General features: G+C 31.6%; 10 protein-coding genes. 7 read left to right on the top strand and 3 right to left on the bottom strand.

The window, feature by feature from the left end; all coding sequences use genetic code 11:
* The first annotated feature begins 251 nt into the window (after positions 1-251).
* Positions 252-1,667 carry a phosphatidylinositol-specific phospholipase C gene (locus ABH959_RS23335; RefSeq protein WP_404493227.1) on the top strand — a complete coding sequence of 472 codons (1,416 nt, stop codon included), beginning with the start codon at positions 252-254 and terminating at the stop codon, positions 1,665-1,667.
* A 152-nt stretch (positions 1,668-1,819) separates the two neighbouring features.
* Here the strand turns inward: ABH959_RS23335 and ABH959_RS23330 are convergent, their stop codons facing one another.
* Both ABH959_RS23330 and ABH959_RS23325 read right to left on the bottom strand, forming a co-directional pair.
* Positions 1,820-3,196 carry a lytic polysaccharide monooxygenase gene (locus ABH959_RS23330; protein WP_063218804.1) on the bottom strand — a complete coding sequence of 459 codons (1,377 nt, stop codon included), beginning with the start codon at positions 3,194-3,196 and terminating at the stop codon, positions 1,820-1,822.
* 288 nt (positions 3,197-3,484) lie between these two features.
* Entirely contained in the window at positions 3,485-4,060 is a 576-nt protein-coding gene (locus ABH959_RS23325) for a TetR/AcrR family transcriptional regulator (RefSeq protein ID WP_002136431.1), read from the bottom strand.
* A gap of 147 nt (positions 4,061-4,207) precedes the next feature.
* Between ABH959_RS23325 and ABH959_RS23320 the strand changes: the two genes are divergently transcribed.
* Positions 4,208-5,332, top strand: coding sequence for an alpha/beta fold hydrolase (locus ABH959_RS23320; RefSeq protein ID WP_113936476.1), 1,125 nt, complete (start codon positions 4,208-4,210; stop codon positions 5,330-5,332).
* A gap of 182 nt (positions 5,333-5,514) precedes the next feature.
* On the opposite strand, the gene ABH959_RS23315 is transcribed toward ABH959_RS23320, so the two are convergent.
* Positions 5,515-5,808, bottom strand: coding sequence for an ArsR/SmtB family transcription factor (locus ABH959_RS23315; protein WP_113936477.1), 294 nt, complete (start codon positions 5,806-5,808; stop codon positions 5,515-5,517).
* Between the two features lie 459 nt (positions 5,809-6,267).
* Here ABH959_RS23315 and ABH959_RS23310 point away from each other — a divergent pair, with 459 nt between their 5' ends.
* From ABH959_RS23310 to ABH959_RS23290, 5 genes are all read left to right on the top strand, one after another.
* Positions 6,268-6,591: a hypothetical protein gene (locus ABH959_RS23310; protein ID WP_002127477.1), complete on the top strand. Its 324-nt coding sequence runs from the start codon at positions 6,268-6,270 to the stop codon at positions 6,589-6,591.
* Positions 6,592-8,288: 1,697 nt separating this feature from the next.
* Positions 8,289-9,332 carry a Fic family protein gene (locus ABH959_RS23305; protein ID WP_016091364.1) on the top strand — a complete coding sequence of 348 codons (1,044 nt, stop codon included), beginning with the start codon at positions 8,289-8,291 and terminating at the stop codon, positions 9,330-9,332.
* 842 nt (positions 9,333-10,174) lie between these two features.
* Positions 10,175-11,683, top strand: coding sequence for a spore germination protein (locus ABH959_RS23300; RefSeq protein ID WP_113936478.1), 1,509 nt, complete (start codon positions 10,175-10,177; stop codon positions 11,681-11,683).
* Entirely contained in the window at positions 11,670-12,773 is a 1,104-nt protein-coding gene (locus ABH959_RS23295) for a GerAB/ArcD/ProY family transporter (protein WP_002085467.1), read from the top strand. Before ABH959_RS23300 ends, ABH959_RS23295 begins: the two co-directional genes overlap by 14 nt.
* Positions 12,770-13,897: a Ger(x)C family spore germination protein gene (locus ABH959_RS23290; protein ID WP_404493226.1), complete on the top strand. Its 1,128-nt coding sequence runs from the start codon at positions 12,770-12,772 to the stop codon at positions 13,895-13,897. Before ABH959_RS23295 ends, ABH959_RS23290 begins: the two co-directional genes overlap by 4 nt.
* Positions 13,898-13,942 lie beyond the last annotated feature (45 nt).

Genomic DNA, 13,942 nt, shown 5'->3' with positions numbered 1-13,942 from the left:
CTTCTGTTTTGTTTGTATACAGTACAGCGGAAAGTTTGTTTTTTACCTATCTATGCTTCAATTCTTTAAGAATCCGTTTGACTATTAGATACAATTTATTACAACAAACTATTAAAATCTCAAATAACTTCCTACCCTATTTTGATTTTTTCAAACACAAAAATTCATTACTTTAAGAATGAAAACAATAGATGTAGTAAAAAATCATCTTGTTTTATTATATCTATTGTTTAAAAGTCAGGAGAGATAAAATGAACAAAATAAAAATGAGGAATTTTTTTAAAATTAGTATCCTTACTTGTTTCACACTAGCAAGTTTAAGTACACCATCTACTATTTTTGCTGATAGTCATCCAGGTTATTCCTATGAATCCAATATAGGCTATCAAAACCCAGCATGGATGTCGAAAGTAGCAGATTCAACAAAATTGAGTGAAATATCTATTCCAGGGACTCACGGTACAATGGCTTTACATGGAGCAAGTTTTCTTGATGAAAATTTGACAAGAAATCAAACTATGAGTCTACCACAACAATTAAATTCCGGAATTCGATATGTAGATATGCGTGTTAAACGTGTAAAAGATTCTTTTGCAATGTACCATGGGATTGTAAATCAAAAAGCAATGTTTGAAGATGTATTAAAAGAGGCAATTCAATTTTTAAAAGATCATCCTACAGAAACAATTTTAATGCGCTTAAAAGAAGAAACTACTCCTGAAAGTGGCTCACTATCATTCGAGGAAATACTTAATAAATACAAAGACCTTAATTCTTCCTATTTTTGGGATCCGAGTTCTGTACCAACTTCAAAAAGAAATAATCCTACTCTAGGAGACATCCGAGGAAAAATTGTAATCTTACAAAACTTTACAGCCTCTCAGCAATATGGTATTAATTACGATAGCTTAAATATACAAGATACATTTGAAATTGAAAACGGACCAGACGGAATGTATGAAAAATGGAATGCGGTGAGAACCCACCTTCAAAATGCAAATAATAATTTTAACAATGATAAAATCTATCTTAACCATTTTAGTGGCACAGGTGGTGCTGCTGCATTATTAAATAATGTTTATCCTTGGTTTGTTGCAAGTGGTAAAGAGAGCAGAAATACTGATAGTAACCCCAAGATGATTCAAAAAGCTACAACTAATGCGTGGGAAGATTTCCCTCGTAATATAAATGGTCAAGTATTTTATGGTGGAATGAATACACTTGGGACCGAACTCTTGCAACAAGGTGGAATTAAACATTCTGGTATTATCGCAGCTGATTTTCCTGGTCCAGGTTTAATTGATAGTATCATTAAATTAAATGGTATACATTCGAATGAAAAAGAAATATTAATTTCGCAAACTTCATCCGAATCTAGCCCTTTATCCGGACAACAAAATCGATCCAGTCAAAACTTTAAAATTGATAGTTTACCTGTAGGTACTAAGGAATTAAAATGGATTATTGAACCTTCAGAAAAAGATCATCCTTCTTCTATCTCTTTCAATGTAATGATTGACGTTTCCCTAGGTACAGATTCTACTCGTTGGAAAAATATTTCACATGGATCTAGGACTGAAGCTTATACGAATACTAAATATTATATTGCAAGCCCACTTGGTGCCACTAACAAATTTACAGTGAAAATATACGCTATTACAAATTAAAAAATAAAGAACCCAATGGAATTCCTTTTTGATGGAATACCATTGGGGTTCTTTAATAATTTCATTTCGTATATATTGGGATGAAGAGTAACAATTGCACCCCTGTTCCGGTATTGCACATAGAATAAGTGATAACTACCCTTTTCCACTTATCATTTATTTAAAACTGGCTTCCAAAGCGATAGTGCAAAAATCCAATTTGGATCGCCGTTCCCTTGATAACTTTGAACCGCTTCATACACTTTTCCCTCATGTACTACTTTATCACCTTTATTGTATGCTTTTCTTGCATCCCATTTTTCATAAGTAGACCCCTCTAGTTTTGTTGCTACAGTTAAAACATCACTTCTACTAGACTCATTTCTAGCTAAATCAACCGCTGTCACTACATATTTGTACGATGTATTTGCCTTTAAATTTTTATCCACAAAGGATGTATTATCCGTTGTCCCAATTTTATTCATAACCCCTGCGTTTTCTCTATATACAACATAATGGTCAACACCTACATTATCTTCAGACGGACTCCACATCAAATCAACAGTTGTCGCTGTTGTACCCATACTATGTAATCCTTTTGGTTGAGTCGGAGCCTCTTTATCTGGAATTTCATTTGTTGTCTTAGCCTTTAGTTTTTCACTTTCTTTTGATATGTTTCCAGCAGCGTCTAATGCCTTTATTGTATAGGTATATTCCGTATTTGCTTTTAATTTTTTATCAGTAAAAGTTGTACCTGGTACCGTACCAATTACTTCTCCATTACGTAACACTTGATATTCTTTTACGCCTATATTATCAGTAGAGGCCTTCCATGTTAGTTCAACACTATTGGCAGAAACTTTAGACGCATTTAATCCCGTTGGTTGACTTGGAGCTACTGTGTCGGGAGTTTCATTATTTACTAAATTCACATCAATTACGTTATAAAACGCATTTGACGTATCTGCTACATCCCATACAGCTAAAATAACATGATAACCATTGCGATCAGTTGGTACATTAATTGTATGTGTTAAATTATTTGATGCTGCCGAACCGTCATGATTCACAGTTCCAATTGGTTCTAATTCAGCACGTGTTAATGGTTTATTAGGATCCCATCCCTTTTTTGTAATGTAATAATGCCATTTACTTGTAGAATGTGCCGCTGTGTATTTCCATGTAAATGTATTTGCTCCCCCCTTTATTGTGTTTTTGAACCAGCGATTTGATGTTTGTTGATCAAGAATCCCTCCAAACAATCCTCCTGCCGAAGCAATTTTCCCATCAATCGGTCCACCATCTGGGAATCCTTTAGGTGCTTCTAGACTTTGAGGTTCGTACATTACATTTCCACAATTTAAATTTAATGCTCCATAATTCTGACTACATAAAGCAGCACGACTACTCGGCTTTTCAACAAACCCATGTGCATATGCACTTTGAGGAATCATTGTAATTGCCGTCACCCCTGCAGCTAAAACACAAGCACCAATTCCTTTTTTACTTTTTCTTAATCTTTCTAACTTAGATGTTAATTTCAAATTCATACTTGTCCCCCCAATATATTGTTTACGCTAATATAATAGCAATATAGGGATAAACGAACAAATCACCTACTAATATATTAATAGTTCAATAACATAAACACATTTAGTTTATTTATTAACCTGATATGGGGCTAAATTAAGCAAATTAATTCTATTTTGTAACATTATGTAGTAAGGAGTTTATAAAAAACCAATAAAGATTCACAAAAAATCCAAATATCGATTACTTAATTTTTTACAACCACACCCCACACGATAACTACATTATTAAGCAGGTTTCATGATTTATTACATTCTCTCGCCACCTGACAAAATCAGATCAAAAACATATCCCTGCATATTATCAATTAGTTTAACCACATCTGGATTTTTATCGTTGCTCAGCGACCAATTAATTGACACCATTGCGTTTGCTGTATACAACTGAGCTACAAAGTCAATCGGCACACTTACTTCAACCTGCTGCTCTTTCAAATAGGAATAGCAGGCATTATATAAAATGGATTCTAATTCTAAACGTAAATCCGCTGAGGGAACACGTACATGGAGTAAAGTTGCAACCTCTTTTTTTCGCGCTGAGATCTTATCGGTTATCATATTAATAGCTTGAGCCACATTTCCATTCTCTATTAATGCGAAACGAAATTCAATTTCTTCCTTGAACCAGCAGACATAATTTTGCACTAATTTTTCCAAAAGATCATATTTATCTGCAAAATGGCTGTAAAATGTGGACTTACTCACCATAGCATGTATGCAAATATCTTTAGTTGTAATTCGCCCAAACTCTTTTTCGTTCAAGAGGGTAATAAGTGTATTAGAAATATTTTTCTTCGTTTTATAAACGCGAACATCCTCTCCCATTAATAATCAATCTCCTTCCCAAAGTTGCTTATCAAACCATTTATATCCTTATGGTTCGATTTCGTACTTCTTACCCTTTCCTGCTTGTTGTTTCTTTAATATACTTCTCTTATCCTTACCTTGTAGTCAAATATAAGGAGGGATTTTATGTTTAAACAGTATGTAAACAACGAACAGTTCAATTTGCAAATTAACCGTTTTTTCAACGATTTCTATCAAGACGATGAGCGGGCAAATCAGGATTTGCAAGCCATCATCCCAAGACTTACAGACACGGACAGCTGGTATAACACTTGGATAGAATATGCAGCAATGCGGGAGCATCAGAAAGACTTCGATCTGGCTTCGGTTTATTATCAGGCTGCCGAGTTTTATATGGAATCATCCGATCCAAAAAAAGAAAAAGTGTACCAAAAATACCGTGAAACTTTTTATAAGGGCTTTCATGACTTTGAGTATGAAACCTATCAAATTCCTTATGAAGATTCCTATCTTCCTGCAATCAAATTCATGACACCAGGCGCATGTAATACACTACTTTTCTTTGGAGGCTACGATTCCTACATGGAGGAAATGATGAAGATGATGAACTACCTCATAGGAATCAATTATAATATTATAGTTTTTGATGGACCTGGACAAGGAACAGCACTGAAAAACGGCTTAAAATTCATCCACAACTGGGAGAAGCCCGTTTCCACAGTCATTGACTATTTCAAACTTGACCGTGTTAGTATTCTCGGAGCTTCTTGGGGCGGCTACTTGGCAATGCGTGCCGCCGCTTTTGAAAAACGAATCGACAAAGTCATCGCCTTTAATATTTTTTATAGTGGCCTTGATGCACTCAAGATGCGCATGCCGGATAATATCTGGAATAAATTGACCACGCTTCTGACTACTAATGAAGCTGACAAAATTAATACCATGTTTAAACAAATGATGGCCACCAGCATCGACCTGAACTGGAAAGTTAAAAAAGGTATGGAAAATACAGGTGAAAAAACGCCATTTAACTTACTTAAAAACTTTGAAAAACATACGATGGCAGGAATCGGTCAGTTCATAAATCAAGAAGTATTGCTCCTGGCTGGTGAAGACGATCAGTACGTTCCAATTAGCCGATTACCGCAAATCGAATCGGAGCTATGTAATGCAGCCTCCATCACTTCTGTAGTTTTCACTAAGAAAACTGGTGGTGAACAACATTGTCAGGCTGGTCATCGTCACTTAGCTTTTGATGAAATTAAAAGATTTTTGCGACATAACTTCTAGTGAATAATATCAAGCATTTTAGCACTTTCAAAATTTTTCATATACTAACACATTAGAACATGGTGACTATCGTGACACTCCTCAAAAAAACTGATATTTTGTCATAAAAGAAATCCCCCACTTATTTGTGGGGGGATTATTCTGTGCTTTACTTATAATGATATGTGTGAAGTTTTGTTTATTTACAAACCTAAAATCCCTACAATCTGACTCGCCTTTAAATTAGTAATATAATTGTACATCTCTAAGCCTTTTCTTTCAGCCTTTAGCACCTTGCCTCTCATTTTCGATAAATGTTGGGAAACAATAGATTGTGGAATTTTTAAAAGCTCCGTCAATTGTGTAACATTACATTTTTTATACTGAATTAACTCGTTTATAATTTGCAATCGAATTGGATGTGCCATTATTTTTAACATATCTACATCCTCTTCAGTTATTACACTCTTTTTCATTTCACCTTTATACATTGTCATAAGAAATTCTCCTTTATTATCCGTGCATTTCCGCACGTCTTTTAATTAGAAGTATATTCTAAAATTATTACGGTTTAATATTCTTATTTTTTGGTATATTGAAGTTTATATTTTTAAAATAATATAATTCCAGAAACGCCTTACACTCATATTGTACAATTCCAATATGCGATTCATATGAACTTAATATACGGTTTAAATGAATCTTATATAATGAATCTCACTTCACTATGGAGACACTGTTGAAACGTTACTTCAATAACTCTGTAGGAAACTTATAAACAACTAAAAAAGGACACACCTATAGCATATGTATGCGTAGGTGTGTCCTTTTCTAAGATAAATTTTAAAGTATTAACTTCTTTTTATCCTATCGTATAAGATAACTATTTAAATTTCAAAATATATAGTATAGAATAGGAACATTCGCTATATTTATGTATGAAAGGATTTTTGGAAATGGACTTGTTGCAAATCAAGAAAATGGAAAATTTAATTTGGACTATTGAACATAGTAGTGACCTCTCAAAAAGGTTTTACATAATAAAATTTTTTGATAGAGAAAATACAATTAAGCCAATTGAAACATTAGAATTTGGAAATAGAAATATCGACAAATTTGAATGGGTGTTTATTAATATATTTCCAAGGGTAGTAACAACTTATGTCCCTTCCACTGGAAGGAAACCTGATGAATCATTAATAGATACAACTAGAGAAAACAGTAAAGAATCACTTATTTTACAAGGAATACGAACCTACACCAAGTTTTGGTCATGTTAACCCCCACCCTTCTATAGCAGCAAGTATAATTTTGCATAAAATGTGGATTTTTGAGTTAAGGTGAATTCTATATGTAAATTCTGCTGAGAGTTTCATTCACATTGTATTGTTCGTTATTTGAAGAACAAGGAGTTTTTTATAATATACGATATATCAATTTTTAAAATGTATGTTTATACTTATTTTTTTAGGCATTTTATTTTCTTAAGAGCATCCACGCAAATACATGCTCTTAAGAAAATAAAAGTAGTACGCATGAGATTGAATGAATATTAAATAAAACACTTTGGATCTGGAACTTACCTTACACTTTGTTTTATATACATAAAAGAAGAGTAGAATATCCTTTTTTATTTTTATATTTTCCTACTAACACTTCAAACAATCTATCAGGACGTTAAGTAGTGAATAGTTCAATTTAAGGGGATTGTTTTAGTCTCTACTAATTTAGCAGAAAATTCAGTTTCATATTTAACCTTTCTAAATTCTAGATGATTAAACCCTTGATTAGCGCCTCATCGGTTGAATCAAAAAGGGTATGCACTTTAATACACCTAGTCCAACAAACGTAAATATTACTCCTACCAAATCAAACAAAAAAATTTGAGTAGCCCCCTATTTATTGCACTAATTATAACTAGAGCTAGCCCTTTCCCTTTCTTTTTCTTTAAATTCCTACTTTAACTAGAACATACGGACGTTAAGTGATATGAATTCATTTTATAATGGGGGAATTTTTCACTTTTTTTAAACAACTTATTATATTATTTTTATCTAATAAGGCACAGAAACAAATTAAAAACCTTTAGTGCTCCTGAGAAAATCTCTTGAGGAAAAACGTTTTTAGGGTGAAACATTTTTCAGGGTACTTTTATACTGACTCTTTTCCTTAAAATGTTTCTGTACCTAATATTTAAATTAACTTATGTCAAAATATTTCGCAATACAAGTGCTAAATGCTACATGGATATATAGAAAATGACACTTTTTATGAGCATACCCCATCAAATACTTATATTAAATATAGAAAAGTCACCTTACTATTATTAAATTTGTTAAATTAAATAATAGAAATGGAGAATGCTAACTTTATAATTGTCACAATTTAATTTATATATCTAACTCTTTTATTACTCGTAAAAATCATTTGATAATTCCTTCAATATTAATTTATGAAATACAGAGACCATCTAAAGCAACAATTTTCTTACATTAGATTGTTTTTCTATCTATTTTATTTTGTCGAAAAAAGTCGATATTTTCATATTTTTTTCATTTAATTATTGTACATTTGCACATTTAATGTTAGGATTATGCCTATTCAAATTAGATCCTATTGATTCCTCTTTAAGATTTCTTTATTTTATTTTTGAAAATTAGTTACTTTCTAGTAAATTCCCAGCAATAATACAGCAAACTACACTAATAATAATTCTAAAATTATATTTTCATCTCGTAAATTCATAAAAAGGAATTTAAGTCAAACTATCTTTTCTATCTGTGTATATTCATTCTTTATTCAAACATGATTAATCATAAGTTCTAACTCGTTAATCAAATTTAAATAACAATTTTGATTCTAAAATAAGTTCAAAATCAAAATAAATATATTGTTATTTCAAAATAATGTTGTAAACTATCTTTAGAATGGAAAGATTTATGTAACAGCATGTTAAGGGGTTACAGGGGGAATAAAAATGAGAAATTTTTTCGATGACAGGTATAAAAATATTGAATTAAAAAGGAGACTATTAAATATAATTAGTGAAATTAGTGAATTAAAAGGAAAATTAGCTGCTTATCAGGAACAAAATCCTGATATATTTACTAGCTTAGAAAAAACCATACCACTTCATTACATAAAAAACTTTACTACTACCTATGAAGATATAAAAGTCCCTAATAAAAGATTAAAAGAACTTATTTTAGATGATATAGTACCTCAAAATATTTCGGAAGATGCTATCTTTTGTTTTTATCAAACACTTACTTTTGTACATAAGAATTCCTGTGATTTATTAATCAATCCAGAGACTATACAGGAATTACATTTTCAATTAATACATTACATTACCTCTGACAGTGCCAAATGGCGCGAAAAACCGTTTACTATTCCAGGTATTCCTGAAAACGGAATGCACTTAAATAGTTACCGCATTCTTCCACATGAGCTTATTCCACAAGTAATGGAACAATTATGTGATCAATATAACTCATTAAATTCTAGTAAGGGCCATCATTCACTTTTATTAATAGCTCGTTTTATATTTAATTTTTATTGCATAGTCCCTTTTAATCAGGGTAACGGCAGATTGGCACTTATGTTAATGCAATTGCTATTAATTAAGAGTGGAAATACATTTGTAAAATATGTATGTCTGGATAAATACATTAAGAAAAATGAATCTGAATATTACAATTCGATTTATAAATCTTCGGTAAATTGGTACTGTGAGGAACATAATAGTAGCTTTTGGTTAAAAACCTTTTTAACTATTATATTAGAGGCGTACAAAGATCTTCATAATACAGTTCTAGATTCTATATGTAAGCATACTAAAGTGGAGAGAATTCAGGATTTTATCCTTAAACAAAAACAACCCTTTACTAAGGAGTGTATTCGTAACACATATCCAGACATAGCAGAGAGTACAATCAGTAAGGCTTTAAATTCCTTGCAATTGTTTGGCCATATTAAGCTAGTGACAAAAGGAAGAAATGCTAGTTGGATTAAAGTTTAACTATACTTGTAAAACACTTACAGTTCAAAAAAGAAAATTATAACTTTATCATTTAAATTCATGCCTTTGGACTCTTATTCATTGAATTTCACTTTAATATATTAAGCTATTATTACTAATTTAGTTATTTCTAATTCCTACAAAACGTTTTATAGGAATATTTGTCGAAAAAAGTCGCATTTTAATATTTTTTCTTTATTTTCTGGTTGTAAACGTTTCATTTTCGTGTTACCATCTTAATCAAACAATAGATGGTAATAAAAATGAAAATATTTCTTTCCCTTAGAAACATATAAACGTACGGTCATATCAAGAAAATAAGGCCAAAGAAATATTTGATACCTATCCAAATTGCCAATAGGAATTTTGCCGCATTAACTTTCTGTTATTTCAGAATAAAACTTCACATTTTGTCCCTAAACAAAATTTGTTAGCGTGCAAAATTCAAATACACTAAAACACCCAAATAAATGAAATGTCCTTTTTTATTGAGCATTGAGGTATGAAAAAATAATTCTTCCTAAAAATTCAGCTGAGTAACATAGAGACATCTAAATTACTACCTTTATCGCCATCTATTGTTGACAACATATTTACCAACTATTAAAAAGAACCTATCAAGGGTTCTTTTTTATTATAATCATTCAAATTTCACTTCTATCTTGATACTTAGATTTCTACACAAATTACATCTACTTTTTTACTCTCAATTATTGAATTTATAATATAGTACTTCAATTTTAGTTATTCTTGATCTCAATTCGTTTAAATTAGTGAATAAAATTCAAACATATAAAAATAATAACTACAACTAATCGTTATATATTAAAGAGGTGTCAATTTTGTCCTTAAATGAAAAGACCCTAGAAACAAAGACAGATAAAGCCATTGAAAAAATCCAAACAAGTAACTTAAAAGAACTTAAAAATACATTAGATAACATCTTTGATATTAGTGCAGATTTGATTGAACATCCTTTGCAATTAAAAACAAACACGAATATTTTACTATATTATTTTGAAGGCCTTACAGATGGTGTTGCATTAAAAGGAAATGTTGTTACACCATTATTACAAGAAGTAAATGAAGACAGTCAAATATTTAATTCTAATATTATTGCTACTCATACCAAAATAGTATATACGTGGAATGAAATTAAAGAAGGATTACTTGAGGGACAATGTGTACTGTTTATGGAAGGAGAAAAGAGGTCCCTTCTAATAAATACAAAAGGCTGGGCAGAAAGAGCGATTCAAGAACCCATTTCAGAAGTTACTATTAAAGGCTCACATGATGGGTTTATTGAGAATGCCACAAAAAACATAGGCTTAATTCGTCGATATATTCCTTCTACTGAATTGAAAATTAAAAAAATGACAATTGGAGAACGTGCCACTTCTTTAGTCTATTTAATTTACTTAGGGGATGTAGCAAACGAAGATGTGGTCCAAGAAATAGAAACTAGAATCTGTAAAATTAAAACGGATGCGGTATTGAGCATTGGAGAACTATCTAATTTTACAAAGGATCAAAATTGGACTCCTTTTCCACAGGCTTATTTAAGTGAACGCCCAGATGCCATTTCTAATCATATACTTGATGGAAAAGTAGCAGTGTTAATTGATAGATCTCCTGGTGCGATGATTGTCCCAATGAATTTAATTGGATTTTTTCAGACTCCAGATGATTATAATATACATTGGCTCATTGCATCATTTTTTCGCTTATTACGATTTGCAGGATTTATTATAGCTATTTTTTTACCCGCAATTTATATTGCTATAGTCTCTTTTCACTTTGAAATCATTCCTTTAGATCTATACACTTCTATTGCAACGTCAAGAGTTAAAGTCCCTTTCTCTCCTTTATTGGAAGCTTTTATAATGGAAATCACACTAGAAATGCTACGTGAAGCTGGTATTCGCTTACCACAACCAATTGGACAAACAATTGGAATTGTTGGAGGGATTGTAATTGGGCAGGCGGCTGTTCAAGCTGGGCTTGTAAGTAACGTTATGGTTATTATCGTATCTATTACCGCCATTGCATCATTTATTGTTTCTAATTATGATTTATCAAGTTGTATTCGGCTTATTCGTTTTCCAATGATGTTATTGGCCTATTTTTATGGGATTGTAGGTATTGTTAGTGGATTAATGCTCTTATTTGCTCATTTTGTTTCATTAACTTCCTATGGTTCACCATATGGATTGCCAATTGCACCATTTCGTCTCCAAGAGTTAAAAGATTCTTTTGTAAGATTTCCTATTTCCATGATCACGACCCGCTCGAGTACAGGACAGCCGAAACAAAAAAAGAAAAAAGAAGGTGGTTCGCATGGGGAATCTTAAATTTCAAAACATAACTTTATTTGAATTTATTGTTTTCATCCATTCACTGCAACTTGCATCAGGTATGTTAATTATGCCAAGCCCACTTGCTACTACCGCTGGCACAGATGGCTGGATTTCTATCATTCTGGGATGGATGGTTACTTCTATAATTGGCGTATTTATTGTATTAATGTTACAAAAAAGTCCTAGCAAAAATTTCTCACAGATTTTAAAAACATACTTTGGTAAATGGCTAGGAACAATTTTTCTTCTTTTATATGCCTTTTATCTATTTTTTGCTGGTTTTAATACTTTATTAAAGGCAACTGACATTATAAAAGTGTGGATATTCCCTTCCACTCCTGCTTATCAAATCGCCATATTATTACTATTGCCTTTTATTATTTTATCATTGAGTGGGATAAGGGCTCTTACTAGTTATTCTATGCTTGTTTTCTTCTTCACTGCTTGGATGCCACTATTTCTTCTGTTTTCATTAAAGAGTAACTACAATCCTTTACACCTACTACCTATTTTTAAAGATGGCATATCCCCTATTGTAAAGGCAACAAAAGAAACAATTACCCCTTATGCTGGCTTAGAAATTGCATATTTTATTTATCCGTTCTTACAAAAAAAACAAAAAGCCATAAAAGGAATACTAATAGCGAATACTGGAACCATGTTTTTCTATCTATATGTGACTATTCTTTCTTATATATACTTTAGTCCGGAGGGGATAAAAGACGTAATTTGGCCAGTATTTCATTTGTTAAAAGGGGTTCGTTTTTCATTCATAGAACGATTAGAAATTATATATATCGCTTACTATTTGATTGTATTTTCTACTACAATATATCCGTATTTATTTTTCAGTTTTGAATCTGTGACCATTTCACTTCAAAAAAATGCTCGCAATTGGGTGCTCGTTAGTTTTATGTTTTTAATAGTCGGCTTATTTATTTTTCTAAATCCCGACGTGGATCAATATTTGTTTATATATTCTCTTATGGATATCTTAAATATCATTTTTTTTATTCTATTACCAATCTTTTTTTTCGCATACAGCATTCTTTTCACTTGGTTAACTAGGAGGAAACAACTTTGATTCGAAAATGGATATGGATTGTAACTTGTTGTGTATGTTTAATCGGTTGTAGTCAAAAAATCCCTCTTGAACAGGTTTCATTAATCCTGTTAATCGCCTTAGATAGAACTTCTAATGGAGACATAAAAGTGGGCACAAGCATACCACTCTTTCATCATAAACAGCAAAGAAGTACTATAGAGCAATGGGCGCGGGCATCCACTGTATATAATGGATTCAGTAAAATAGATACGAAGTTAACGGGCTATATGACAGCCTCAAAAGCTGAAATCATTTTAATTGGGAAAAAATTGGCCCAAGAAGCAAATTGGATGCAGGAGCTTGATTCTTCTTACCGTGATCCTTACGCTACCATTAATGCTAAAGTAGTACTTGTTGATGGACCTGTAGAAGAAATTTTCACAATTAATAAGCCCGATAAACCATCACTACCATCTTACATAAGTAGTGTAATCGAATCCTCCATTCAAAATAATCAATCCGTTTCTTCCACGATTCAACAATTAATGAGAGAAAAAAATGAAGAAGGAATGACACAAGCTGTTCCAGTTATAAAAAAAACAAAGAATGAAATCGACACGGTAGGAATTGCACTTTTAGATCGACAAGGTAAATATTTAAGCCGTATCCCTAAAAAAAATGTTAAGTTCTTCAATCTTTTAAATAAGCCCAAAAATAAAGGCCGGATGATACTACACCTTGCGCTTCCACCTAAAAAATCCAGCCAAAAACCAAACACTTCTATATTAATACAGAATGCGACTAGGAAAATAGATGTTAATTTTCAAAAAGGAAAGTTTGTATTTAATTTCGATATAAACGCTAATGTAGCTGTAATAGAAAAAACTAACGCACATTTAATTAAGGAGCATTATGATAATAAAAAAAACATACATAATTTAGAAAATGAGGTTCAAAAAGAAATTAATAAGAAATTACAAAATATGTTGTATGAATTACAAAAGAATAAAATTGATCCTATCGGATTATCGTTATATGCTAGAGCTTTTCAATATAAAGAGTGGAAAAAAGTAAAAGGAAATTGGTTGCGAGCGTTAACAGAGGCTAAAATAAATGTAAAGACACACGTCAAAATAAAAGATACAGGGACCATTAGAAATTAGATTAGCCTATTCTTTTATTTGACAGCATTTCTCAGTCGAATTTCC

This window comes from Bacillus sp. RC51 (genome assembly GCF_044908115.1).
Lineage (GTDB): Bacteria > Bacillota > Bacilli > Bacillales > Bacillaceae_G > Bacillus_A > Bacillus_A mycoides.
The sequence above is the reverse complement of the archived record's forward strand: the minus strand, read 5'-3'. Positions and strand labels throughout refer to the sequence as shown.